The organism is Rhodanobacter sp. FW106-HT46G03, from assembly GCF_058789895.1.
In genome coordinates this window covers 1,856,200-1,881,758 of sequence record NZ_JBYTCC010000001.1, presented here as the reverse complement: position 1 = coordinate 1,881,758, position 25,559 = coordinate 1,856,200, and the positions used below count along the sequence as shown (strand labels likewise).

The window sequence follows — 25,559 nt, the reverse complement described above, 5'->3', positions numbered from 1 at the left end:
ATCTCCGTTACTTGCCGCCGGCCGGGGTGCCGGAGGTGGCCGGTTCCGGTTTCCATGGCGAGGCCTTGACCGGAGCGTCGTCGTGCACGTTCTGCACGCCCGAGACAATCACCTGGTCGCCAGCGGCGAGGCCGGAAGTCACGATCCAGCTGCCGGCGTGCATGCTCACCGCCGTGATGTCATGCCGCTTGGCATTGCCATCGCGGCCGGCCACGTAGACGTAGGCACCGACGGTGTCGCGCAACACCGCCTGCTGCGGCACCACAAACACCTTGTGCCGTTCGCCCAGGCGGGCGTTGAGCGTGACGTACATGCCCGGCAGCAGCGTGTGTTGCGGGTTGGGCAGCAGTGCCCGCAAATTGACCGAGCCCGTGGCCGGGTCGACCGTGGCAGAGGTGAAATCAAGCTTGCCGGGCTGGCCGTAAATGCTGCCGTCGGGCAAGGTCACCTGCACGCTGGACTGATCGGGCTGCGTCAGGGTCACGCTGCCCTTTTGTTGCGACTGGCGCAGCTGCTCCATGTCGCCCACGCTCATCGTGAAGTTCACGTACAACGGGTCGATCTGGTCGACCGTGGTCAGCAAGGTGGCGTTGGCGCCGGCGTCGCTGGTGCCGTTGCCGACCAAGGCGCCTTCGGTCACCTGCTGCTGACCGGCACGGCCGTCGATCGGCGCGGTGACCTTGGTGTAGCCGAGGTTGATGCGTGCGGTGGCCACGCTCGACTGGGCCTGCTGCACAGCGGCCGCGGTGCTGCGTTCGGCGGCCTCGTCGGTATCCAACTGCGCGCGCGACACATAACCCTTGGCCACCAGCTTGCGGTCGCGTTCGGCGATCACATGCGCATTCGCATAGGTGGCCTTTGCCGCAGCAAGGTTGGCGAGGCTGGCGTTGAGCGCCGCCTGATACGTTGCCGGATCGATTTCGAACAGCAGCTGGCCCTTCTTTACGTCGCTGCCCTCAATGTAGTTGCGTTTGAGCACCAGGCCCGCCACGCGGGCACGCACGTCGGCGCTGCGGTAGGCCGACAAGCGGCCAACGAAATCCTTGGTCAGCGGCTCGCTCTGTGGCTGCACCGCAAGCGTACCGACATCCGGCGCTGGAGCCTGCGCCGGCCCGGCGTTCTTGTTGCCGCAAGCGGCCAGCGCAAACAAACCGGCGCACAGGACGGATGCGCGCAGAAAGGAAAATTTCATGGGGACTCCAAACCGAAGCGTGAAGGGGGAATCACCGGCGGAACGCGCATGTCCGTCGAAAGGTAAACGTTGCGGCTCCGCCAGCCGGATGTCGTGTGCCGAAGGTCAAGGGCTCGTTGCGAAAGCCTGCAAGTCGATGGGCGCGGTGCCAACGAGCCACCAACTATACTGCACAGTACACAATTTAGTGAAGTCCGGCACGGTTCAGGCGTGCTCGCTGCGTGGCGTCAAAACACGCAGGCCACACCAGCCGCGATCTAGCGTCTCCACACGGCCACAGACATGTTGCGCAACAGCAAGAATCTGCAGGGTTTATGCGGCTATGCACAACAGCCTTGCGCGGTGGATTCACCGTTGTGCACAGCGTATCCTTTTGGGGCTTTATCGCGTCAATTCGTTCCCACTCCACAGTAGATGCCATGAATGCCATTCGCGCAGCCCACGATGCTTCGCTGGAGACCGCCGTACTCGAGGTCTTGAAGCAAGCCAAGCTCTCCCCCCAGCGCCTTGAAGAGGCGCAATTTTTTATCGGCGCGTTCTTTGCGCGCAGTACGGAGGGCGATCGCAATCTGCACACGCCGGCGCAGTGGGCCGCCCTGGTGGGTGGCCTGCTGGACTTCATGCAGCAGCGCACGCCGGGGCAGGCGACGGTGCGCGTGCTCAACCCGGAAGCGAATCACGTCGGACGCAGCCGTTTGCAGATCGTGACCGACGACATGCCGTTCCTGGTCGACACCGTGAGCATGGCGATTGCGACGCGGCTGCAGATCCACGCGGTCATCCACCCGGTGGTGAAGGTGCGACGTGATGGCGCCGGCAAGCTGGCCGGCTTCGATGCGGCCGGGCAGGCCGAGTCGGTCATGCATTTCGAGATCGACCGCGTGGCCGATGCCGCCGAGCAATCGGCGCTGATCGCGCGGGTGACGGCGGCGCTGGACGACGTGCGCGCTTCCGTGGCCGACTGGTCGGCGATGCGCGACAAGGCGCTGGCCATTGCCGGCGAGCTGCCGCAGCGCAAGCCGGCGATGGACGCCGATTCGGCCAGCGAGGCCAGCGAATTCCTGCGCTGGGTCGCGGCCGACAATTTCACTTTCCTCGGCTATCGCGAATACGAAGTCGCCGACGCCGATGGCGATCGCGTGCTGCGTGCCGTCGACGGCTCCGGTCTCGGCATCCTGCGCAAGAGCGAGCGCGCGATGGCCCCGCGCTCACTGAAGACACTGGCTGCCAGCGAATTGCCGCAAAGCGGTTCGACCGACGCCATCATCCTGACCAAGACCAATGCGCGCTCGCGCGTGCATCGCGCCGGCTACATGGATTACATCGGCGTGCTGCGTTTCGGCGCCGATGGCCGCTCGGTGGCCGAGCAGCGCTTCCTGGGTTTGTTCACCTCCAATGCCTACATGACGCGCCCGCAGGATGTGCCGCTGCTGCGCCACAAGGTCGAGGCGGTACTGGCGCGTTCCAACCTGAAACGCGATTCGTACTCCGGCAAGACGCTGCGCCACATCATGGAAACGTTGCCGCGTGAGGAGCTGATGCAGGCCAGCGAGGATGAGCTGTATGCCTTGGCCAACGGCATCCTCGAGTTGCGCCAGCGTGCGCACACGCGGCTGTTCATGCGCCGCGACCGTTACGGCCGGTTCTTCACCTGCCTGGTGTACATACCGCGCGACCGTTTCAACACTGCGGTGCGCGAACGGATCGAAACCCTGTTGGGCGAAACCCTGCGGGCGGGGCAGATCGACTCCTCGGTGCAAATGGGCGAAGGCCCGCTGGCGCGCCTGCACATCGTGCTGCGTCCCAAGGTGGGCGATCTGCCGCAGTACGATCTGGCCGCCCTGGAAAAGGGCGTGGCCGCGATCGTGCGCAATTGGCAGGACGACGTGCGCGAGGAGTTGATCCGCGCGCGTGGCGAACACGACGGCGTGGTGTTGGCCAACCGTTTCGTCGCCGCGCTGCCGGCCGGCTACGTCGAGGATGCCAGCGCCGCGGTGGCTGCCGAGGATGTCTACCAGCTCTCGCTGCTGGAAGGCGACGACGCGCTGCGGATGTCGTTCTACCATCCGCCGAAGGCGCCCGAGACGTTGCGCTTCAAGGTTTACCGCTCGGCGGGCGACATCGCATTGTCCGAAGTGCTGCCGCAGCTTGAGCACCTCGGCCTGCGCGTGCTGACCGAGCACGTGTACGAGATTGGCGGCGAAAAACTCGCGCTGTCGATTCAGGATTTCGAAGTGCAGCCGGTCGGCAAGCTCACCTTCACGGCGGAGCAGGTCGGCTCGCTGTTCGAGCACGCGTTCGAGCACGTCTGGCGCGGCAAGGCCGAGAGCGACGGCTTCAACCGCCTGGTGCTCGGCGCCAAGCTCGACTGGCGCCAGGTGGCGATGCTGCGCGGCTACTGCAAGTACATGCTGCAGGTGGGCACCACGTTCTCCCAGGCCTACATGGAAAGCGCGCTCAACCGCTACCCGGCCATCGCCGGCCTGCTGGTCGAGCTGTTTCTCGCCAAGTTCGACCCGCAGCGCGAGTCGCTGGATGCCTCCGCGCTCAAGGCCGCCGGTGAGCTGCTGCGTGGCGAGATGTCCGCGCTGATTCCGCGGAACGTGCAGACGGCCAACCCCAACCTGGTGGACAACCTGGTTGCCGCATTGGCGCAGCCGCGCGCCGAGCAGGTCAAGACCTACGAGGCGGCGATCAACACGTTGCTGGAAAACGTCGCCAGCCTCGACGACGACCGCATCCTGCGCAGCTACGTCGCGTTGATCCACGCCACGCTGCGCACCAGCTATTTCCAGCAGTGGGACGGGCAGTACCGCGACTACATCAGCTACAAGCTCGACTCCCACGCCGTGCCGGGCATGCCCAAGCCGGTGCCGTTCCGCGAGATCTGGGTGTCCGCGCCGCGGGTCGAAGGCATCCACCTGCGCTTCGGGCCGGTGGCGCGCGGCGGCCTGCGCTGGTCCGACCGCCGCGAGGATTTCCGCACCGAGGTGCTGGGCCTGGTCAAGGCGCAGATGGTGAAGAACACCGTGATCGTGCCGGTGGGTTCCAAGGGCGGCTTCTTCGTCAAACAGTCGCCGGTAGGCGGGGACCGCGACGCGGTGCAGGCCGAAGGCATTGCCTGCTACAAGCTGTTCAACAACGGCCTGCTGGACATCACCGACAACCTGGTCGAAGGCAAGGTCGTGCATCCGCATGACTGCGTGCGCCACGACGCGGATGACCCGTACCTGGTGGTGGCCGCCGACAAGGGCACGGCGAAGTTTTCCGACATCGCCAACTCGATCTCGATCGAGCATGGCTACTGGTTGGGCGATGCCTACGCCTCCGGCGGCTCGCACGGCTACGACCACAAGGGCATGGGCATCACCGCGCGCGGTGCGTGGGAGTCGGTCAAGCGCCACTTCCGCGCGCTGGGCCGCGACTGCCAGAACGAGGATTTCACCTGCGTCGGCATCGGCGACATGTCGGGCGACGTGTTCGGCAACGGCGCCATGCTGTCGCCGCACATGAAGCTTCTGGCCGCGTTCGACCATCGCCACGTGTTCATCGACCCGAGCCCCGATCCGGCGCGGACACTGGCCGAGCGCCAGCGCATGTTCAAGCTGCCGCGCTCCTCGTGGGACGACTACGACAAGTCGCTGATCTCCGCCGGTGGCGGCGTGTGGCCGCGCAGCCTGAAGTCGATCCCGGTCTCGGCCGAAGCGCGTGCTGCGCTCGGTTTGCCGGAAGGCGTCGAGCACATGGCCCCGAACGAGCTCATCAACGCGCTGCTCAAGGCGCCGGTCGACCTGCTGTTCAACGGCGGCATCGGCACCTACGTCAAGGCCAGCACCGAAACCCACGCCGATGCCCGCGACCGCGCCAACAACGGCCTGCGTGTGGATGGCAGCGAGCTGCGCTGCAAGATCATCGGCGAGGGCGGCAACCTCGGCATGACCCAGAAGGGCCGCATGGAAGCCGCGCAGAAAGGCGTGCTGCTCAACACCGACTTCATCGACAACTCCGCCGGTGTCGACACCTCCGACCACGAGGTGAACATCAAGATCCTGTTGAACGACGCGGTGCATCGCAATGAGATGAGCGAGGACGATCGCAACCGCCAGCTTGCCGCGATGACCGACGAGGTGGCGCACCTCGTGCTGTGGGACAACTACCGGCAGAACCAGGCGATCACGCTCCTGGAGCACCAGTCGGTGAAGCGCATCGGCTCGATGGCGCACTTCATCCGCACGCTGGAGTCCGAGGGCCAGCTCGATCGCCAGGTCACCAACCTGCCGAGCGACGCCGAGCTGCAGGATCGCAAGGCGCACGGGCTGGGCATGACCCGGCCGGAACTGGCGATCCTCTTGTCCTACGACAAGATCCGCCTGTTCCAGCAGTTGCTTGATTCGGATGTGCCGGAGGACCCGTATCTGTCCAAGGAGCTGGTGCGCTACTTCCCCGAGCCGCTGCATGAAAAATATGCGGCGCACATGCAGCGCCACCGCCTGAAGCGCGAAATCATCTCCACAATGGTGACCAACTCCACCATCAACCGCATGGGCGCCACCTTCATGCTGCGCATGCAGGAGGACACCGGCAAAGGTCCGGCGGCGATCGCCAAGGCCTACACCGCCGCGCGCGAGATTCTCGAAGCGCGCGACCTGTGGGCGCAGATCGAGACGCTGGACAGCAAGGTGGCGGAAAATACCCAGATCGACGCGGTGATGCAGGTGTGGTCGCAGCTGCGCCACATGACGCGCTGGCTGCTCAACCGGCCGAACGGCACGCTGGATATCGCCGCCAACGTCGCGCGCTTCCAATCGGGCGTCAGCACGTTGCGCAAGGCGCTGCCGGCGGTGCTGACCGACGCCGGCAAGGTCGATTTCAAGAGCACCTGCGAGAAATGGGAGAGCCTTGGCCTGCCGGCTGAACTCGCCCTGCGCATGGCGCGCCTGCCCGAACTGCGTGCGGCGTTGGACATGGTGGATGTCGCCGAGCAGGCCAAGCGTCCGATGGAGCAGGTGGCCCACGTGTTCTACGAGCTGGGCGAAGTGCTCGACCTCGAATGGCTGCGCGGCCAGATCGAGGCGCTGCCGGTCGAAGGCCACTGGCACGCCCAGGCCCGCGGCTCGCTGCTGGACGAGCTCAGCCACCAGCATCGCGCCTTGGCGCAGCAGGTACTGTCGCTCGCCGGCGCCGATCACGATGCCTCGCCGGTGCAGACCTGGCTCAACCGCGACGACCCGACGCTCAAGCACACCCGCGGCATGCTTGCCGAAATCCTCACCCAGGACGCCGACTATCCGATCGCCTCGGTCGCCGTCCGCCGGCTGGCACAGCTGGCGCAGGTGGGGTGAGGGCGGAGATTCGGGATGGGGGATGCGAGATTCGTGACAGCGGTTGCTCCGCGCCGGATTGAGCGGCGCGGAGCAGGTTGTGGCGATGCGCCTCGCGTGTCGCCAATGAGGCTGCCTTGCCGAAGCGATGGCAACCGCGGGATGCTTGCTTTTCCGAATCCCGAATCTCGTCTCCCGAATCCCGGCCCCCATGCATATCGCCTTCGTTGCCAGTGACATCGACGTTGCCCAGCAGGCGCGACGCGAGCTTGCCAAACGTTACGGGGAGACGCCGATTGCGGAAGCGGAGCTGATCGTCGCGCTGGGTGGCGACGGTTTCATGCTGCGCACGCTGCACGCCTACCACACGCTTGAAGTGCCGGTGTATGGCATGAAGCTTGGGAGCGTTGGTTTCCTGATGAACATGCATCACGTCGACGACTTGCCGGCGCGCATTGCGCGTGCCCATACGGCGGAGCTGCACCCGCTGGAAATGACGACGTTTTCCGCCGACGGCGACAAGCGCGAGGCGATCGCGTTCAACGAGGTCTCGCTGCTGCGTCAGAGCAATCAGGCCGCGCACCTCGAAGTGCGGCTCAACAACGCCGTGAAGCTGCCCAACCTCATCTGCGATGGCCTGATGGTGGCCACGCCGGCCGGCTCCACCGCCTACAACCTTTCCGCGCACGGCCCGATCCTGCCGCTGGACGCCAACGTGCTCGCGCTCACCGCGATCAGCCCGTTCCGCCCACGCCGCTGGCGCGGTGCCATCCTGCCGCACCGCACCCGCGTCGGCCTGCGCATTCTTGACCCCGGCAAACGCCCGGTCAGCGCCACCGCGGATTTCCACGAAGTGCGCGACGTGCGCGAAGTCATCGTGGCGCAGGCCGAAGGCCGCGGCGTGCGCTTGCTGTTCGACCCGGAACACAACCTGGAGCAACGCATCTTGGACGAGCAATTTGCGGTGGAGTGATTGGGAGACCGGGATTCGGGAGTGGGATTGGGAGTTCGGAAGAACAACTCCCCCGCGAGGCGGGGTTGTCCTCGTGGCGGTGGGTTCCAGCCTGCCCATGCGGCGGCAGTCGGGCTGAAGCCCGACCCACCAAGGTGCAAACTCGCGAGCGGCCACTTTTACGAATCTCAAATCCCCACTCCCGAATCCCAGCTCCTTGCACTTCCCCTCGCCGCGCAACCAGAATGCCGGCATGGCCCAGATCTCCGTCCACGACCCGGCCGCCAGCGCCGACAAGCGCCTGGTGGTGGCAATTTCTTCGCGCGCGCTGTTCGACCTCGGCGCGAGCCACGCGCTGTTCCAGCGCGAGGGGTTGGACGCTTATCGGTCGTTCCAGATTGCGCACGAGGACGAGATCCTGAAGCCCGGCGTGGCGTTTCCGCTGGTGCAGAAGCTCTTGGGCTTGAACAAGCTCGCGGCCGATGTGCCGCCGGTGGAAGTGATCCTCCTGTCGCGCAACTCGGGCGACACCGGGTTGCGCATCTTCAACGCGATCCAGCATTACGGGCTGGACATCAGTCGCGCGGCGTTCACCAGCGGGGCGCCGACGTCGGACTACGTGGCGCCGTTCAACGCCGACCTGTTCTTGTCGGCGAACGCGGAAGACGTGGCGCGCGCACTCAAGGCCGGCGTGGCGGCCGCCACCATCCTGCCGGGCACGGCGCCGTCGCGGGCCGGCGAACAGCTGCGCGTGGCGTTCGACGGCGATGCGGTGATCTTCGGCGACGAAGGCGAACGGGTGTCGCGCGAGGAAGGCCTCGAAGCGTTTCATCGCAACGAAGTGGAACATGCCACCGAGCCGCTTTCGGTCGGCCCGTTTCGTGGTTTCCTCACCGCGCTGCATCACCTGCAGGCAGCATTTCCGGCAGAAAACTCGCCGATCCGTACTGCGTTGGTGACTGCACGCTCGGCGCCGGCGCACAAGCGGGTGATTCTTACCCTGCGCCGCTGGGGCGTGCGCATCGACGAGGCGCTGTTCCTCGGCGGACGCGACAAGGGGCCGTTTCTCGACGCTTTCGGCGCCGACATCTTTTTCGACGATTCGCCGGCCAACGTGGAGTCCGCACGCAAGCATGTGGCGACCGGGCACGTGCCAAGCGGCGTGGGCAACAGCTGATCGTTGTGGGTGGGGCCCTGGGTACCGGCCTCACGGCATTGGACAACCTCGACTCGCGATCAGGATCGCGTACCAATCCTCGGCGTCAAGTTTCACGTCCAACGCGGCAACCGCCTCGCGCAAGCGGTCGATGCGCCGGCTGCCGGTGATCGGCTGGGGATGCGACGGGTGGCGCAGCAGCCAGGCGAACGCCAGCGTAGTGAGGCTGATGTCGAGGTGTGCCGCGATGCGCGTCATTTCCGCGCGCACGCGCACGGCCTGTGCATCCGTCCCGGTGAACAACCGTCCACCCGCCAGCGGCGACCAGATCATCGGTGGCAACCCGAGTTGCTGGGCCTGATCGAGCGTGCCGTCGTCCAGGGCGCCGGTTGCCAGTGTCGACAGCTCGATCTGGTTGGTCGCCAGCGGATGGTGCGCGTGCAGCAGGGCAAACTGGCTGGCCGAATGGTTCGACACGCCCCAGCGCGCGACCTTGCCCTCGCGCGTCAACGCGCGGAACGTGTCGGCCAGGGCGTCGGCATCCATCAGGTAATCGGGGCGATGGATCAGTACCAGGTCCAGTTGCTCCACGTGCAGGTTGCGCAGCGATTGCTCGACCTGCGCACGCACATAGCCCACTGAGGAATCGTAGTAGTCGACGCGGCAAGGACGGGAATCCGTGTGCAGGCGGATACCGCATTTGGTGATGATCTGCATCCGCTTGCGCAGCGAAGGCACGGCCTTCAGTGCCTCACCGAACAGGCTTTCCACGCGGTAATCGCCGTAGACGTCCGCGTGGTCGAAGCGGGTGATGCCGAGATCCAGCGCCTGCTCGATCCAGCGCACGCGGGACGGCACGTCCAGTTGCCAGTCGGCCAGCCGCCACAGGCCGGCAACAATGGGGCAGGTCACGCTGGAGTCGGTGGGCATGGTCATGCAGGGCAGGTCATCGAAAGCACCAGTATGCCGCGGCTGGCATCAGAGCAGTTTCGTGCGACGCCACCAGGTTGTCCGGCGCTCCTCGCGGACCAGTGTGAACAACCCGCTGCCGAGGATCAGCGCAATGCCGATCGCCATCGGCCAGTCGAGGTGGTCGTCGAACAGCCAGTAACCGAAGGCGATGGCCCACAGCATCTGGCTGTACTGGGTCGGCGCAACCCGGTTGGCAGGGGCAAGTTTGGTCGCGTACATCAAAAGCACGCCGGCCAGGCCGGACAACAACCCATAGCCGGCAAGCAAACCCCACTGCACGGTGTCGGGGGCCATGAGTTGCGGCACCATCAAGGCGCCGCCGGCGACGATCGGGCCGATCATGCTGGCGCCATACAGGCTGACGCGTTTCTCATCCGCACCGCCCAGACGCAGCACCACCAACGAGACGGCGCCTGCCAGCCCGCAGGCAATCGCCGCGAAGTGGCCCACGCCCAGATGGCGAAAGCCGGGGCGCAGCACCACCAGTACGCCAATGAAGCCGACGACAACCGCCGTCCAGCGGCGCCAGCCGACGCGCTCGTGCAAAAACACCACCGACAGCAGGGTGACGAAGATCGGCATCAGGAAGATCAGCGCAAACACCTCGGCCATCGGCAGCAGCGTGAAGGCGATGACCGAAGTGATGTTGCCGATCGCGCCGGTCAGCGCCCGCGTCCACCAAATGGCCGGGCGGCGCGAGACGAAGGTGTCGCGCCAGCGGTCGCCCTCGCCCTTGATGAACGGCAGTGCCAACAAACCGAGCACGGCACCGATGAAGACCGATTCATACGGCGGCACGCCACCGCGGATCGCCTTGACGAAGGCATCGCTGATGGAAAACGCGGCAAAACACGCAAAACCGAGCAAGACACCTTTGAACATGCGAGGCGGGCAGGGCGGGGAGGCGCGTCATGATCGCACGTTGCACGCCGGTGCCTGCTGCACCCCGGCATGACCCGCGAGGCATGCGCCGATAAAATTGGCAGACTCTCTTTCCGGATGTGCCGTCCATGGCCGCTGCCCGCTTGAACCCGCTTGATCTGTACGACGTACGTTCGCTGCTCAGCGACGAGGAGCGCATGGTGCAGGACACCGTGCACCGCTTCATCGACGAGAAGGTCTTGCCGATCATCGGCGACTGCTTCGACGCGGCACGCTTCCCCGCCGAACTGATTCCGGACATCGCTGGCCTCGGCCTGCTTGGCGCGACGATCCCGAGTGAATACGGCGGCGCCGGGATGAGCGGAGTGGCCTACGGGCTTATCTGCCAGGAGCTGGAACGCGGGGATTCCGGCCTACGCAGCTTCGCGTCGGTACAAAGCTCGCTGGTGATGTACCCGATCTTCGCGTTCGGAAGCGAAGAGCAGAAGCGCCACTACCTGCCGAAAATGGCCGCGGGCGAGATCATCGGTTGCTTCGGCCTGACCGAACCGCACGGTGGCTCCGACCCGGCCAACATGAAAACCCGCGCCAGGCGCGACGGCGACGATTGGGTCATCAACGGCGCCAAGATGTGGATCACCAACGGCAACCTCGCGCACATCGCGCTGGTCTGGGCGCAGACCGACGACGGCATCCGCGGTTTCCTGGTGCCGACCGACACCAAGGGCTTCGCGGCGCAGGAAATCCACAAGAAAATGAGCCTGCGCGCCTCGGTCACCAGCGCGCTGTTCCTCGACAACGTGCGTGTGCCTGACGCGAACCGGTTGCCGAACGTTAAGGGCTTGCGCGGTCCGCTTTCGTGTCTCGACCAGGCGCGTTACGGCATCAGCTGGGGACCGATCGGCGCCGCGCAGGCGTGTCTGGCCGAAGTGCTGGCTTACACCGCCGAGCGCGAGCTGTTCGGCCGCAAGCTGGCTGCCAACCAGGCGATCCAGTTGCGCCTGGCCGACATCGCGCGGCGCATCACCACCGCGCAGCTCCTCTCGCTGCAGCTTGGCCGCTACAAGGATGCCGGCACGATGGCTGCGACCCAGGTGTCGCTGGCCAAGTGGAACAATGTGCGCATGGCGCTCGACGTCGCGCGCGAGTGCCGCGACATCCTCGGCGCCGCCGGCATCACCACCGAGCACGCCGCCATCCGGCACGCACTGAATCTGGAATCGGTGGTGACCTACGAAGGCACGCAGACGGTGCACCAACTGGTGGTTGGCCGTGAGCTGACCGGCGTCAACGCGTTCTGACACCACCGTACAACGTGCCTTGCGCCGGGTGTCGTTGACCACGCTACCCGGCATTCTCCTCGCCGCCGCGTGGCGGCGTTTCCCGATTGCAGGTGTCATCCATGTCCACGCCCGTTGCCGCGCGCCAAAAAGGTTTCAATCGCGCCGAGATCGTCGACCGCAACTTCATCGAGTTTGTCGAAAGCTGGCACGGCGAGGCACGCATGCGTCCGGCGGACGACGCACCTATCCAGCCGGACAGCGCACTGGACGCCGGGGGCTTCCGCGAACTGTTCGAATCGCAACTCATCTCGCGCCATCTCGACCTCATGGCGCGCGTGCTGCGCGTGCAAAACAAGGTGTTCTACACCATCGGATCCGCCGGCCACGAAGGCAACGCGATGGTGGCGCGGCTCACGCGGCACACCGACCCGGCGTTTCTGCATTACCGCTCAGGCGCATTCATGGTCGAGCGCTCGCGCCAGGTGTCCGGCATTGACCCGGTGCACGACGCGGCGCTGTCGTTTGCGGCCAGCGCAGCCGATCCGGCCTCCGGCGGCCGGCACAAGGTGTGGGGTTCCAAACCCCTGTGGGTACTGCCGCAGACCTCGACCATCGCTTCGCACCTGCCCAAGGCGCTCGGCACTGCCATCGCGATCGATCACGCCAGGCGCATGCACCACCGGCTTCCCATTCCAGAGGATTCAATCGTCGTGTGCTCGTTCGGCGATGCGTCGAGCAACCACGCCACCGCACAGACTGCCTTCAATGCCGCGGGCTGGACGGCCTACCAGAAACTGCCCGCGCCAGTGTTGTTCGTGTGCGAGGACAACGGTATCGGCATTTCGGTAAAGACGCCGAGCGGCTGGGTGGCGAGCAATTTCAGCCACCGCGACAACCTCGATTATTTCTTTGCCGACGGCCTCGATCTCGCCACCGGTTATGCGCAGGTGCAGGCCGCCATCGAGCACTGCCGCCGCACCCGTCGTCCCACGTTCCTGCACCTGCGTACCACGCGCCTCACCGGCCACGCCGGTACCGATTTCGAGATCGAATGGCGCAGCATCGAGGAGCTGGTGGCGCTGGAAGCGACCGACCCGCTGTTGCGCTCGGCCACGATGGCGCTCGAATCGGGGCTGTATACGAAAGAGGCACTGCTGGCGCTGTACGAGGCCACGCGCAAGCGTTGTTTTGCCGCGGCCGAAGCCGCCGACCACTGCCCCAAGCTGACTACGCTGGACGAAGTGATGGCGCCGCTTGCGCCGTACACGGCGGATGCGGTGCGTGCCGAGGCCGAGCGCGCCGATTACGCCGACGCGCGCAACCAAGCATTCGGCGGCACCGAGCACCTGCCCGAGAACCAGCCGCCGCGCCATTTGGCCATCCAGATCAACCAGACCTTGCACGATCTGATGGCCAAATACCCGGAGACGCTGATTTTCGGCGAGGACGTGGCGCAGAAGGGCGGCGTGTACACCGTCACCAAGGGCCTCTACAAAACCTTCCACGGCACGCGCATCTTCAACACGTTGCTGGACGAAACCACCATCCTCGGGCTGGCGCAGGGCTACGCGAACATGGGGTTCCTGCCGATCCCGGAAATCCAGTATCTCGCCTACCTGCACAATGCCGCCGACCAGATCCGCGGCGAAGCGGCCAGTCTGCAGTTCTTCTCCAATGGCCAATACCGCAACCCGATGGTGGTGCGGGTGGCATCCCTCGGCTACCAGCGCGGTTTTGGCGGACACTTCCACAACGACAACTCGATCACCGCGCTGCGCGACATTCCCGGCATCGTCGTCGGCTGTCCGAGCCGTGGCGACGATGCGGCCACCATGCTGCGCACGCTGATGGCGCTGGCCAAGGTCGACGGTCGCGTATGCGCGTTCCTCGAACCGATCGCGCTGTACATGACCAAGGATCTGTACGAACCCGGCGACGGCGCGTGGCAGTTCGCCTGGCCGGCGCCCGGCGAGGCGATGCCGCTCGGCGCTGGCCGCGTGTACGCGCCCAAGGCGAAGGACCTCGTCGTGTTCACCTACGGCAACGGCGTGCCGATGGCGCTGCGCGCGGCACGGACCATCGAGCAGGAACTGAAATGGAAGGTGCGCGTGGTCGACCTGCGCTGGCTGGTGCCGCTGAACGATGACTTCATTGCCGCGCAGGCAAGAGGTGCCAAGCGCATCATCGTGCTGGACGAAGGCCGCAAGAGCGCCGGCGTGGGCGAGGGCATCATCACCGCCGTTGCCGAAGCCGGGCTCGGTGCCACGCCGCTACGCCGCGTGGTTGGCGCCGACACCTTCACGCCGCTTGGCGGCGCGGCATTCCTGGTGCTGCCCGGCGAGGCCGACGTCGTGGCCGCGGCGCACGAGCTGGCTTGAAGGCCGGGATTGGAGCGATAAGGGATTCGGGATTCGAAAAGTACCGACCCACACAAACGTTCCTAGCCGGTAAAGCCGCCGGCCTCCAGAAAGGCTTGTTCCTCGGGCGTGGTCTCGCGCCCGAGCACCGCGTTGCGGTGTGGGAAACGGCCGAAGCGCCGGATGATGTCGCGGTGCATGTGCGCCCACTGGTCGTGGCCGCGCAGGGCGTCGCACAGCACCACTGAACGCTCCTGGTCGGCCGCCGCTTCGCTGTGCTCGAAGGGCAGGTAGCAAAACACGCGCAGCAGGGGCTCGACCTGCCGATCCAGTTCGCGTGCAACGACCAGTCGCGCAAAGCCGAGCGCCAGCGGGTCGGTGGCGAACATGTGCGCGGTGCCGCGAAAGGCGTTGCGCGGAAACTGGTCGAGCAGGATCAGCAGTGCCAGGGCGCCCGGCGGCGTTGCCAGCCAGTCGTCCCGCTCGCGCCGCGCGGCCGCGAAGTGCAGGTCGAGAAATCGCGTGCGGAAGGCCTGGTCGAAGGCATCATCTTTCGCGAACCATTTGCCGGCGCCTGCGGTGCGCCAGAAATCCACGACATCAGTGGCACTGTGCGACATGGAAATGCTCCTCGCGCAGCCAAGACCTGTCGGCATGATGGCATGCCTCATGGCACCCGCGCTCGCCGGTGGTGCGGTGCTAAGTTGGCGCGATCTTTCATACCAGGAGGGGATCGTCATGTCGTTTGCATCCTTGCTGCGCTCGCCGCTGGCCGCGTGTCTTGCCGTGGCGGTGACGATGGGCATGACGACTCTGCCCGCAGCGGCGCAGGTGGCACGCGAGGCACAGGTGCCGGCCCCGCAGGACGCGCCGTACCCCGGCACCATCACGTTGCGTGTGGACGCCGGCGACACCCGGCAAGGCATTTTCCGCGTGCACGAGACCATTCCGGTCAAACCCGGCAAGCTCACGCTGCTGTACCCGCAGTGGATCCCGGGCAACCATTCGCCCAGTGGCCCGATCGCGATGCTGGCCGGCTTGAAGCTCAGCGCCAACGGCAAGCCGGTGGCGTGGATGCGCGACAAATACGACGTGTATGCCTTTCACCTCGATGTGCCGGCCGGGGTGAGCAGCCTCGACGCCACGTTCGAATACCTCTCCCCGCGCCGCGGCGGGTTCGAAATGACCGATCGCATGCTGATGCTCGAATGGGACAAGGTCAGCCTGTATCCCGCGGGGTACTACTCGCGGGACATCAAGGTGGCACCAAGCGTGACGCTGCCGGCCGGTTGGCAGTTCGGCAGTGCGCTGGAAACCGCTACGCACACTGGTGGCACCACCACGTTCAAGCCGGTGAGCTACAACAACCTGGTCGACTCCCCGATCTACGCTGGCCGTTACTTCAAGCGCGTGAATCTCACCCCGCCGGATGGTGCGCCAGTGCATCTGGACGTGGTGGCGGATGCACCGAAGTACCTCGCGATCACGCCGGAGCAGCTCAAGGCGCATCAGGCGCTGGCGATGCAGGCGGTGCAGCTGTTCGGCTCACACCATTACGACCACTACGATTTCCTGTTCTCGCTCTCCGACGTACTGGCCGGCAACGGGCTGGAACACCACCAGTCGAGCGAAGACGGCATGGGCGCGGACTACTTCACTGCATGGGCCGACAACGCGCCCAATCGCGATCTCCTGGCACATGAATACGTGCACTCGTGGAACGGCAAGTTCCGGCGCCCGGCGGATCTCGCCACGCCGAACTTCAACGTGCCGATGGGCGATTCGCTGCTGTGGGTCTACGAGGGCCAGACCCAGTATTGGGGTTTCGTGCTCACCGCGCGTTCCGGTCTGTGGACGCCCGAACAGTTCCGCGATGCGTTGGCGATGGTGGCGGCCAATTACGACGTGAACCGCCCGGGCTTCCAGTGGCGCACGCTGGAGGACACCACCAACGACGCCACCGCCGCACATCGCCAGTCCCTGCCATACCGCAGCTGGCAGATGAGCGAGGACTATTACTCCGGCGGCCAGATGATGTGGCTGGCGGTGGATGCGAAATTGCGTGCGCTCACGCATGACCAGCGGTCGCTGGACGATTTCGCGCGAGCGTTCTTCGGCGTCGACAACGGCAGCTACGTGACCAGGACCTACACCTTCGACGACGTGGTTGCGGCTTTGAACGCGGTCGCGCCATTCGACTGGGCCGGGTTCCTCAAGGCGCGCGTGGATGCACTCGACCCGCCGCTCACCGAAGGGCTGGCCGCCGCCGGCTGGAAGCTGGTGTACACCGATACGCCGAGCGCCTACGAGAAGCAGTACGACGCGCGCCGCGAATCGCCGCGCCACCTCTTCAACTTCGCGTGGTCGATCGGCCTCACGCTGGACAAGCACGGCGAGATCAACGACGTGCGCTGGAATGGCCCGGCGTTCAAGGCTGGTATCAGTACCGGCGCCAAGCTGGTGGCGGTGAACGGGCAGGCGTATTCGCGTGACGCGCTCAAGGAGGCCATTGCCGCCGCCAAGGGCAACCAGGCGCCGATTGCGCTGCTGCTGAAGTATCAGGACCAGTTGCAGACGGTGAGCATCGATTACCACGACGGGCTGCGCTATCCGCACCTGGAGCGCATTGCCGGCACGGCGGATTACCTCGGACAGATCATTGCGGCGAGGCACTGAGGGACGCCGGGGCCGGGGCGGCGCGCCATGCCAGCTGTGACAAGATGGAGCACTGCGGCAATCCGCCGACAGCACATGCCCCCCGGCCTCCCCGGCACCCTGACGGATACGACGCCCTGACCTTCGCTGCTCCTTCCCGCCGCCTGTTCGGCGCTGCCCTGGTGCTTGGCCTGCTGTCGGCTATCGGCCCGTTCGCGATCGACATGTATCTGCCGGCGCTGCCGGCGATCCAGCGCGGGCTGCACACCGACGTGGCAGGGGCGCAGGCGAGCCTCATGGCGTTTTTCGTGGCTGCCGGGTTGGGGCAGGTGGTCTATGGTCCGTTGTCGGACATGGTTGGCCGCAAACCGCCGCTCTATGTCGGACTTGGCGTGTTCGTGCTCGCCAGTATCGGCTGCTCGCTGGCGCCGAATATCCACAGCCTGGTCGCATTCCGGTTCATGCAGGGGCTGGGCGCATGCGCCGGCATGGTGATCCCGCGCGCCGTGGTGCGTGATCTCTACACCGGCGTCGACGCCGCCCGGCTGATGGCGCTGTTGATGCTGGTGTTCAGCGTGTCGCCGATCCTCGCGCCGCTCACCGGCAGCATGGTCATCCGGTTGGCCGATTGGCGCGGCATTTTCTGGGTCGTGGCTGCGGCCGCACTGCTTGGCGTACTGCTCGTGCGCGCTGCGTTGGCCGAGACGCGGCCCGCCGCCCAGCGGACACGCAGCAGCCTGCGCTCGGCGTTGGCCGGGTACCGGCTACTGCTGCGTGATCGCACGTTCATCGGGCTGGTGTTCATTGGGGCCTCGGGTACGGCGAGCTTTTTCACCTATCTCGCGAACTCGTCGTTCGTGCTGATCGGGCACTACGGGTTGACGCCGACGCAGTACAGCATCGCGTTTTCGCTCAACGCCGCCTCGTTCATCGGCGCGGCCCAATGCACGGGTTGGCTCGGTACGCGTTACGGGCTGCGGCGGGTGGTGCGCGTTGCGGTGGTTGGCCACGTGGCGACCATGCTCGGGCTGTTCGGCCTGTACCTGATCGGGTTCGACCGCCTTGACCTGTTGCTCGGTCTGCTCCTGATCGGTTACGGATTTTTGGGCCTGACCATACCGATCACGGCCGTGTTGGCGCTCGATCGGCACGGCCCGATTGCCGGTACGGCTTCCGCGTTGATGGGCACCTTGCAGTTCGTTACCGGTGCGGTAGTCATTGCGGCAATATCACCGTTTGCCGGCAACGGCGCGCTGCCCATGGTGGCCGGCATTGCCGGCTGCGCCACGGCCGCTTTCGTGCTGGTGCGGTTGACTTTGCCGCGCCACCAGCCCGATCACGGCGTGGCCGTGTTGGACACCAAGGAAGACTGATTCAGTCGCCCACCCGGGACCGCTGCGTACGCCGTGCGTCCTCGTCGGCGCGACGCGAACGGGCGCCGTCCTGCCATGAGGCAAGGGCCGAAGCGCAAGTCATGACGCTCATCGGCACCTGGTGGCCGAACAGCTTCCCGCCAAGCATCCCTGCAACCTGTCGAACCCCGCGTTCCACCGCAGAGCGTGTAGGCAGCATGTGCATGAGTACCCCCAACGGCCGTTCCCCGCGACCATGAACGAACTCTAACCAGACCAGCGGGCGCAAGCAAACGTTGGCACCGCCCGCTGCCGATCGTGATGTGCTGCACAACGCTCTTGCTGGCGACGTGCTTGACGGATGCGCCGAAGGTGAGGTGTGGCGTGCTGCGGCGCGACACCCTGGCGACCGGGCAACATGGCGTACGAAGCGGACGCGCGTGCCAGCCACGGCGCATGGGCCGGAGTTGGTATCGGCGATGCTATCCGAGGCACAATCGAGCCCCCGGTGCCGGTGCAGGAGATTGCCATGCGTTTCACTTTGCTGGTTGCCATGCTGTTGTCGCCGCTCCCGGTATGGGCGGTACCTGCCGAGCCACAGGCGGCGGCTCCGGGCAATGTGCCGGGCTATGTCGCCAAAGCCATCGCCGACCCTGCGCGCGCCAGCGACACCAAGGATGACGCGCGCCGCCAGATGACGGCGGTGATGCTGTTTTCCGGCGTCAAGCCCGGTGACAGTGTGCTCGAGCTGGACCCCGGTGCGGGTTACTGGACGCGCGTGTTCAGCGGCATCGTGGGGGCGAAGGGACATGTGTATACGGTGTGGCCAAATGAGACGGCGAAGTATTCGGCCAAGGGGTTCGCGCAATGGACGAAGCTCGCCGCGACGCCGCACTACGGCAACGTCAGCCTGCTGAAACAGCCGGCGCAAACGCCGACTGCGCCGACCAAGGTGGATGTCGTGTTCACCTCGCAGAACTACCACGACTATCACGATCCCTTCATGGGCCCGGTCGATATCGCCAAGTTCGACAAGGCGATCTATGACGTGCTGAAACCGGGCGGCGTGTTTCTCGTGATCGACCACGCGGCCGCCGCGGGTACCGGCCTGGCGGACACCAACACCCTGCATCGCATCGACCCCGCCACGGTGAAGCAGGAGGTCGAAGCGGCGGGGTTCGTGTTCGACGGCGAAAGCACAGCGCTGCACAACCCGAATGACCCGCACACCAAGAACGTGTTCGACCAGTCGATCCGCGGCCACACCGACCAGTTCATCTACCGCTTCCGCAAACCGAAATAACTGCCGCCCTTCGAACGCGGGCTGCTCAAGTTCCTCCAACCCGCATCGATGAGCAGTACCGCGCTGTCGTCAGCGGCGTACCGGCGAGCACTGGTGCGAAGTGCGTGGCGAGAGTGGCGCGCTGCCGACGATGCAATGGCACCCGCCTTGGCGCGTCGATGCCGTGACGCGCTTTGCCCGGCATTCGTGGTTGCCGCATCAGGCGGCAGTGTGCCCGATGCGGCTGACACCCGGTGGGCTTGTGCCGCATCATCGCCCCACACCCACCTCGGAGTTGCCACCGTGAAATGGCTTTTGACCGCGCTTGGTGCGTTGACGTTGATGGCGCCGGCACTGGCGGCCGACCGCAGCAGTGCCTCGGCGTTTGATGCGCAACGGCTTTCCGCCGAAGTGAAAACCCTTTCTTCCGATGCGTTTGCCGGCCGTGGCCCGAACACGCCGGGTGAAACGAAGGCCGTCGCCTACCTCATCGCGCAGATGCAGGCGGCCGGTTTGCAGCCTGGCGGCGCGCTGGTCGCCGGCAAACGCACATGGACGCAACCGGTGCCGCTCGGCCGGTTCGAGATCACCGGGACGCCGAAGGTTGCGCTGAATATTGATGGCAAGGCGGAAACGCTGACGCAGGGCAAGGAGATCGCGATCTGTGCCGCAATGGATGGCTCGCGCACGGTCGACGTCAAGGACGCCCCGCTGGTGTTTGTCGGCTATGGCGTGGATGCGCCGGAGCGGCACTGGGACGACTACAAAGGCGTCGATCTCAAGGGCAAGATCGCGCTGGTATTGGTCAACGACCCCGATTACGAAACCGGCCAGGGCGATTTCGGCGGCAAGGCCATGACCTACTACGGGCGCTGGACCTACAAGTACGAGGAAGCCGCGCGCCAGGGCGCACTCGGCATGCTGGTGATCCATGAAACCGGACCGGCGTCCTACGGCTGGGCCACGGTGAAGAACTCCAACACCAATGTGCAGTTCGACATCGTGCGCGACGACCCGGCGGCGGCGCACCCCCGGCTCGAAGGCTGGATCACGCGCGATCTCGCGGTGGCGATGTTCCAGCATGCCGGCCTCGATTTCGAGACGTTGAAAAAGCAGGCGCAGACCCGTGCATTCCGCCCGGTAACGCTGAAGGGCGAGCGCTTCTCGGCACGCTATGACGTGGCGGCAACCCGCATCACTTCGCAGAACGTGGTCGGCCGCATCGAAGGCAGCCGGCACCCCAATGAAACCGTGATCTACAGCGCGCACTGGGATCATCTCGGCATTGGCGCGCCGGACGCCAAGGGCGACCGCATCTACAACGGCGCGGTGGACAACGCGACCGGTACCGCGGCGCTGATCGAGCTGGGCCGCGCGTTTGCGCATGCGCCGCGGCCGCAGCGCAGCGTGGTGTTTCTCGCCGTGACCGCCGAGGAAAAGGGCCTGCTTGGCTCGGCGTATTACGCCAGCCATCCGCTGTATCCGCTGGCAACCACCGTGGGCGTGATCAACATGGATGCGCTCGACCCGGGCGGTCGTGCGCGCAACTTCTCGATTTCCGGCAGTGCAATGTTCGAACTGCTGGATGACCTTATCGCGGTGGCAAAACAGCATGGCCTGTACTACTCGCCCGATCCGCACCCGGAGGCCGGATACTTTTTCCGCTCCGACCATTTTTCGTTCGCCAAACGCGGCGTGCCGGCGCTGTCGTTCGCCTCGGGGGACGATCTCGTCGATGGCGGCAAGGCCGCGGGCGAGGCGCAGGCCGCGGTGTACACCAAAGAGCACTACCACCAGCCTTCCGACGAGTGGCAGGCAAGCTGGAGTTTCGCCGGCATGACGCACGATCTCGGCGTGCTCTACGACCTCGGCAGTAAGCTGGCCAACTCGCGGCAGTGGCCCAACTGGCCGACCGACTCGGAGTTTCGCGCGGCGCGCGACGCGAGCGCAGCCGTACGCCGCTGAGCCCGGCATCGCGTGACGGTCAGCTTGGCCGTCGCGCCCCCAGGGCCATCAGCACGTCCTGTGCGGCGCGGATGCGCTCGGCGGCGTCGGGCAATTCGCGCGTGACGCGCAGCTTGTCCTTGCCGTCCAGCTTGTACACGCGCGGCTTCTGCTGGATCAGGCGGATGATGGCCATCGGGTCGACGTCGGGCTTGTCGCGGAAGGTGAGGCGCCCGCCGTTGATGCCGAAGTCGAGCTTGCGGATACCCAGCGGCGTCGCCATCAGTTTCAGCGTGGACAGCGCAAACAACGTCTTGGTCGCCTCCGGCAGCAGCCCGAAGCGGTCGATCATTTCCACCTGCAGGTCGCGCAGGCGCTCGTCGTCCGGCGCACTGGCGATGCGCTTGTACAGCGTCAGCCGGGTGTGCACGTCGGGCAGGTAGTCGTCCGGGATCAGCGCCGGCAGGTGCAATTCCACCTCGGTTTCGTGCTCGGAGGACAGGTCGAAGTCCGGCACCTTGCCGCTCTTCAGGGCACGCACCGCGCGGTCGAGCAGCTCGGTGTACAGGCCAAAACCGATCTCCTGGATCTGGCCGGATTGCTCCTCGCCGAGCAACTCGCCGGCGCCGCGGATTTCCAGGTCATGCGTGGCCAGGGTAAAGCCGGCGCCCAATTCCTCGAGCGAGGCCAGCGCTTCGAGCCGCTTCTGGGCATCCACCGTGATCGCCCGGTGGTCGGGCACGATGAGATACGCATAGGCGCGGTGGTTGGAGCGCCCGACGCGGCCGCGCAACTGGTGCAATTGCGCCAGGCCGAAATGGTCGGCACGGTCGATCACGATGGTATTGGCGGTGGGGATGTCGATGCCGGTCTCGATGATGGTGGTGCACACCAGCACGTTGAAGCGCTGGCGGTGGAAATCGGCCATCACCTGTTCCAGCCCGCGCTCGGGCATCTGGCCGTGGGCGACGCCGATGCGCGCATCCGGCACCAGCTCGCCGAGCTCGCGTGCCACGCGCTCGATCGATTCCACCTCGTTGTGCAGGAAATACACCTGGCCGCCGCGCTGCAGCTCGCGCTGGAACGCCTCGCGAATGGTCGCCGGGTTCCAGGTGGTGATGAAGGTGCGCACCGCCATGCGGTGTGCCGGCGGGGTGGTGATCAGCGAGAGGTCGCGCAGGCCACTCATCGCCATGTTGAGCGTGCGCGGGATCGGCGTGGCGGTGAGGGTCAGGAGATCCACCTCCGCGCGCAGCTTTTTCAGTTGTTCTTTCTGGCGCACGCCGAAACGCTGCTCCTCGTCGACGATGACGAGGCCGAGATTCTTGAAGTGGATGTCCCCCTGCAGCAGCTTGTGGGTGCCGATGATGACGTCGAGCTCGCCTGCGGCGAGGCGCTTGAGCGTCGCGGCAACCTCTTTGGTGGAACGAAAACGTGAGAGGACGTCGACGCGCACCGGCCAGTCGGCAAAGCGGTCCGCGAAGTTTTGGTAATGCTGCTGCGCGAGCAGCGTGGTCGGCACCAGCACCGCCACCTGCTTGCCGGCGGTGGCGGCGGCGAACGCGGCGCGCAGGGCGACCTCGGTCTTGCCGAAACCCACGTCGCCGCAGATCACCCGATCCATCGCGCGCGGCGCGGCGAGATCCCTGAGCACGGCGTCGATCGCCTGTTCCTGGTCGGGGGTCTCCTCGAACGGGAAGCTCGCGCCGAAGGCATCCACCAGCGGGCGGTCGATCGTCATCGACTCACCGCCACGTGCCTCGCGCTGGGCGTAGATCGCGAGCAGCTCGGCAGCGACGTCGCGCACCTTTTCCGCTGCCTTCCTGCGCGCGCGCTCCCAGGCATCGCCGCCGAGCGAGTGCAGCGGCGCGAGTTCCGGTGCCGTGCCCGAATAGCGGCTGACCAGACCGAGCTGCGCCACCGGCACGTAGAGCTTGTCGCCCTTGGCGTATTCGATGACGAGGAATTCGCCCTCCATGCCGCCGAGCGTCATGCTCTGCAGGCCCTGGTAGCGGCCCACGCCGTGGTCGACGTGCACGATCGGCGCGCCCACCGACAGCTCGGTCAGGTCGCGGATGATGGTTTCGGGATCGCGCGTGGCGCCGCGCCGGCGGCGGCGTTCGGTGCGTACGCGCTCGCCGTAAAGCTCGCGCTCGGTGAGCACGGTGAGCGCCGGTTTTCTCAGCGCAAACCCCTGCTCCAACGGGGCGAGGGTGATGGCAAAGCGCGGTGGCGCCACGGCGCCATCGAGAAAACCCTGCCAGCCTTCGACCGGTTGCGGCGCAAGCCCGATGCCGGAGAACGCATCCAGCAATGCTTCGCGGCGGCCGGCGGAATCGGCGGCGATCAGCACCCGTCCCGGGTAGCTGCCGAGGTACGTGCGCAATGCGGTGCCCGGTTCCTCGCCCTTGCGGTTGAGCGGCAGCTCAGGCGCCGGCAGAGTGCCACTGTCGACCACGTGCGGGTGCTCCGGCGCCACCACTTCCACCCGCAGGCGCTGGTTGAGCTCGGCGCGCAACTGCTCGGGCGACAAATACAGCTCGGCGGGTGGCAGCACCGGGCGTTCGATGTCGTGCGCGCGCTGGTCGTAGCGCTCGGCGGCCTGGGTCCAGAACGCTTCGCTGGCTTCGTTGGCGCCTTCACCCAGCACGAACAGCGCGTCCCCGGCGAGGTAGTCGAAGACGGTGGCCGTGGCGTCGAAAAACAGCGGCAAATAGTACTCGATGCCGCCCGGCGTCACGCCCTCCTTCATGTCCTGGTAGATCGGGCAATGCCGCACGTCGATCGGGAAACGCTCGCGCAGGCGCGTGCGGAAGGTTTTTGCCGCTTCGTCGGTCAGCGGAAACTCGTGCGCCGGCAGCAGCTCGACCCGTTCCACGATATCGGCCGAACGCTGGGTTTCCGGGTCGAAGCTGCGGATCGAGTCGATCTCGTCGTCGAACAGCTCGATGCGATAGGGCAGCGGCGCGCCCATCGGAAAAATGTCGATCAGCGCGCCACGCACGGCAAAGTCGCCCGGCTCGGTCACCTGCGGCACGTTGCGGTAGCCGGCCGCTTCGAGCCGACGCTGTTCGACCCCGAGGTCGTATTTCTGCCCCTTGGCCACCACCAGCCCGGCGCCGTCGATGTGGCTGCGCGGGGCGATGCGCTGCATGAGCGTTGCCATCGGCACCACCAGCACGCCGCGCTCGACGCTGGGCAGGCGGTACAGGGTGGCAATGCGCTGCGACACCACCTGCGGATGCGGGCTGAAGGCGTCGTAGGGCAGGGTTTCCCAATCCGGGAAATGCAGCACCGGCAGCTCGCCGGCAAACACCCGCAGCTCGTCCTCCAGCGCGGTGGCGCGTTGGGTGTCGCGCGCCACGGCCACCACCAGCCCATGGTGCGCGCGCGCGGCTTCGGCCAGCAGCAACGCACGGCCGGAACCGTGCGGTGGCGTCCAATAGCGGCGTTGCTTGGGAGTAGCGGGAAGCGGCGGGTGCGGAATCGGCTCGGACATGGACACGCAAGGGCCGCATGTGGCGGCCGCAGAATCAAAGCCGATCATTGTAGTGCGCGCGCAGCGTGCACCTGCCCCCGGTTACAGCCGCAGGCGAATCTGCGCGGTGCCGGGTTCGTCCGGAATCAGGTGCTGGGTAAAGCCGAGCTCCTTGCACAGATCCAGCATCGGGCGGTTTTCCTGCAGCACGTAGCCCCAGATCTCGGCCAGGCCGCGCAGCCGGCAGTCGTCGACCAGTCGCTGCATCAAAAGGGCGCCAAGGCCCATCCGGCTCCACGCCCGCTCGACGATCACCGAGAACTCGGCGCTATCCGTGGTGGGGTCGACGTAGATGCGACCGACGCCGCGAATCTCGGCCGGCCGGACCGTCTCGTCCACCAGTACCAGCGCGGTCTCGCGCGCGGTGTCGATGTTGCACAGGCGACGCGCCATCGGCGCCGGCAGCTCGGACATCGCATGCAGGAACCGGCGCCGGATGTCCTCCGGCGACAGCCGGTGGAAACAGCGCTGCAGGGCGGCCTCGTCGCTTGGCGCAATTTCGCGCAGCCAAAGCTCACGGCCATCCCGGCTGCTCACCTGCTCACCGCGTGCGGTGTGCACCGTGAGCGTCGGCGCCGAGAAGCGTTCACGGCTGCGCGGGGGCAATGAAGAACGGGAAGCGTAGCTGCGCATGCTCGCTGAAATCATGTCAATACTCTAGCGTACTGTGTGC

Annotated in this window: 15 protein-coding genes; 9 read left to right on the top strand and 6 right to left on the bottom strand. The window is 66.1% G+C overall.

The genetic code is table 11. The annotated features are described in order from the left end of the window. Positions 1–7 precede the first annotated feature (7 nt). Complete coding sequence (locus AC3WP6_RS08010; protein WP_492627199.1) at positions 8–1,192, bottom strand: efflux RND transporter periplasmic adaptor subunit; 1,185 nt, start codon at positions 1,190–1,192, stop codon at positions 8–10. A gap of 419 nt (positions 1,193–1,611) precedes the next feature. Here AC3WP6_RS08010 and AC3WP6_RS08005 point away from each other — a divergent pair, with 419 nt between their 5' ends. The 3 genes from AC3WP6_RS08005 (at position 1,612) to AC3WP6_RS07995 (ending at position 8,642) form a co-directional block, all read left to right on the top strand. After that, entirely contained in the window at positions 1,612–6,534 is a 4,923-nt protein-coding gene (locus AC3WP6_RS08005) for an NAD-glutamate dehydrogenase (protein ID WP_492627198.1), read from the top strand. 190 nt (positions 6,535–6,724) lie between these two features. After that, complete coding sequence (locus AC3WP6_RS08000) at positions 6,725–7,486, top strand: NAD kinase (protein ID WP_492627197.1); 762 nt, start codon at positions 6,725–6,727, stop codon at positions 7,484–7,486. A 232-nt stretch (positions 7,487–7,718) separates the two neighbouring features. Beyond that, positions 7,719–8,642: a 5'-nucleotidase gene (locus AC3WP6_RS07995; RefSeq protein ID WP_492627196.1), complete on the top strand. Its 924-nt coding sequence runs from the start codon at positions 7,719–7,721 to the stop codon at positions 8,640–8,642. A gap of 30 nt (positions 8,643–8,672) precedes the next feature. On the opposite strand, the gene AC3WP6_RS07990 is transcribed toward AC3WP6_RS07995, so the two are convergent. Then, positions 8,673–9,557, bottom strand: a complete 885-nt coding sequence (locus tag AC3WP6_RS07990) for an aldo/keto reductase (RefSeq protein WP_492627195.1) — start codon at positions 9,555–9,557, stop codon at positions 8,673–8,675. A 42-nt stretch (positions 9,558–9,599) separates the two neighbouring features. Continuing rightward, complete coding sequence (locus AC3WP6_RS07985; RefSeq protein ID WP_492627194.1) at positions 9,600–10,475, bottom strand: DMT family transporter; 876 nt, start codon at positions 10,473–10,475, stop codon at positions 9,600–9,602. A gap of 128 nt (positions 10,476–10,603) precedes the next feature. Here AC3WP6_RS07985 and AC3WP6_RS07980 point away from each other — a divergent pair, with 128 nt between their 5' ends. Continuing rightward, positions 10,604–11,776: an acyl-CoA dehydrogenase family protein gene (locus tag AC3WP6_RS07980; RefSeq protein ID WP_492627193.1), complete on the top strand. Its 1,173-nt coding sequence runs from the start codon at positions 10,604–10,606 to the stop codon at positions 11,774–11,776. Positions 11,777–11,877: 101 nt separating this feature from the next. Then, positions 11,878–14,136 (top strand): thiamine pyrophosphate-dependent enzyme, encoded by a 2,259-nt coding sequence (locus AC3WP6_RS07975; protein WP_492627192.1) that lies wholly within the window; start codon positions 11,878–11,880, stop codon positions 14,134–14,136. A 62-nt stretch (positions 14,137–14,198) separates the two neighbouring features. Here the strand turns inward: AC3WP6_RS07975 and AC3WP6_RS07970 are convergent, their stop codons facing one another. After that, positions 14,199–14,771 carry a DUF924 family protein gene (locus AC3WP6_RS07970; protein ID WP_492628660.1) on the bottom strand — a complete coding sequence of 191 codons (573 nt, stop codon included), beginning with the start codon at positions 14,769–14,771 and terminating at the stop codon, positions 14,199–14,201. An 82-nt stretch (positions 14,772–14,853) separates the two neighbouring features. Here AC3WP6_RS07970 and AC3WP6_RS07965 point away from each other — a divergent pair, with 82 nt between their 5' ends. The 4 genes from AC3WP6_RS07965 to AC3WP6_RS07950 all read left to right on the top strand — a co-directional run bounded on the left by AC3WP6_RS07965 (position 14,854) and on the right by AC3WP6_RS07950 (position 21,369). Then, positions 14,854–16,791 carry a M61 family metallopeptidase gene (locus AC3WP6_RS07965; protein WP_492627191.1) on the top strand — a complete coding sequence of 646 codons (1,938 nt, stop codon included), beginning with the start codon at positions 14,854–14,856 and terminating at the stop codon, positions 16,789–16,791. Between the two features lie 161 nt (positions 16,792–16,952). Beyond that, a complete protein-coding gene (locus tag AC3WP6_RS07960; protein WP_492627190.1) occupies positions 16,953–18,143 on the top strand; it encodes a multidrug effflux MFS transporter in 1,191 nt (396 codons plus the stop codon). A gap of 508 nt (positions 18,144–18,651) precedes the next feature. After that, the gene (locus tag AC3WP6_RS07955; RefSeq protein ID WP_492627189.1) at positions 18,652–19,425 is read left to right on the top strand and encodes a class I SAM-dependent methyltransferase; all 774 of its coding nucleotides are present in this window, start codon (positions 18,652–18,654) and stop codon (positions 19,423–19,425) included. Positions 19,426–19,746: 321 nt separating this feature from the next. Next, positions 19,747–21,369, top strand: coding sequence for a M28 family metallopeptidase (locus AC3WP6_RS07950; protein ID WP_492628659.1), 1,623 nt, complete (start codon positions 19,747–19,749; stop codon positions 21,367–21,369). A gap of 19 nt (positions 21,370–21,388) precedes the next feature. On the opposite strand, the gene mfd is transcribed toward AC3WP6_RS07950, so the two are convergent. Further along, positions 21,389–24,847 (bottom strand): transcription-repair coupling factor, encoded by a 3,459-nt coding sequence (mfd, locus tag AC3WP6_RS07945; RefSeq protein WP_492627188.1) that lies wholly within the window; start codon positions 24,845–24,847, stop codon positions 21,389–21,391. 81 nt (positions 24,848–24,928) lie between these two features. Next, entirely contained in the window at positions 24,929–25,534 is a 606-nt protein-coding gene (locus AC3WP6_RS07940; protein ID WP_492627187.1) for a GNAT family N-acetyltransferase, read from the bottom strand. Positions 25,535–25,559 lie beyond the last annotated feature (25 nt).

Coding starts and splice junctions, on each gene's coding strand:
- AC3WP6_RS08010 (WP_492627199.1), bottom strand. CDS start 1,192: ATGAAATTTTCCTTTCTGCGCGCATCCGTCCTGTGCGCCGGTTTGTTT.
- AC3WP6_RS08005 (WP_492627198.1), top strand. CDS start 1,612: ATGAATGCCATTCGCGCAGCCCACGATGCTTCGCTGGAGACCGCCGTA.
- AC3WP6_RS08000 (WP_492627197.1), top strand. CDS start 6,725: ATGCATATCGCCTTCGTTGCCAGTGACATCGACGTTGCCCAGCAGGCG.
- AC3WP6_RS07995 (WP_492627196.1), top strand. CDS start 7,719: ATGGCCCAGATCTCCGTCCACGACCCGGCCGCCAGCGCCGACAAGCGC.
- AC3WP6_RS07990 (WP_492627195.1), bottom strand. CDS start 9,557: ATGACCATGCCCACCGACTCCAGCGTGACCTGCCCCATTGTTGCCGGC.
- AC3WP6_RS07985 (WP_492627194.1), bottom strand. CDS start 10,475: ATGTTCAAAGGTGTCTTGCTCGGTTTTGCGTGTTTTGCCGCGTTTTCC.
- AC3WP6_RS07980 (WP_492627193.1), top strand. CDS start 10,604: ATGGCCGCTGCCCGCTTGAACCCGCTTGATCTGTACGACGTACGTTCG.
- AC3WP6_RS07975 (WP_492627192.1), top strand. CDS start 11,878: ATGTCCACGCCCGTTGCCGCGCGCCAAAAAGGTTTCAATCGCGCCGAG.
- AC3WP6_RS07970 (WP_492628660.1), bottom strand. CDS start 14,771: ATGCCGACAGGTCTTGGCTGCGCGAGGAGCATTTCCATGTCGCACAGT.
- AC3WP6_RS07965 (WP_492627191.1), top strand. CDS start 14,854: ATGTCGTTTGCATCCTTGCTGCGCTCGCCGCTGGCCGCGTGTCTTGCC.
- AC3WP6_RS07955 (WP_492627189.1), top strand. CDS start 18,652: ATGCGTTTCACTTTGCTGGTTGCCATGCTGTTGTCGCCGCTCCCGGTA.
- AC3WP6_RS07950 (WP_492628659.1), top strand. CDS start 19,747: ATGGCGCCGGCACTGGCGGCCGACCGCAGCAGTGCCTCGGCGTTTGAT.
- mfd (WP_492627188.1), bottom strand. CDS start 24,847: ATGTCCGAGCCGATTCCGCACCCGCCGCTTCCCGCTACTCCCAAGCAA.
- AC3WP6_RS07940 (WP_492627187.1), bottom strand. CDS start 25,534: ATGATTTCAGCGAGCATGCGCAGCTACGCTTCCCGTTCTTCATTGCCC.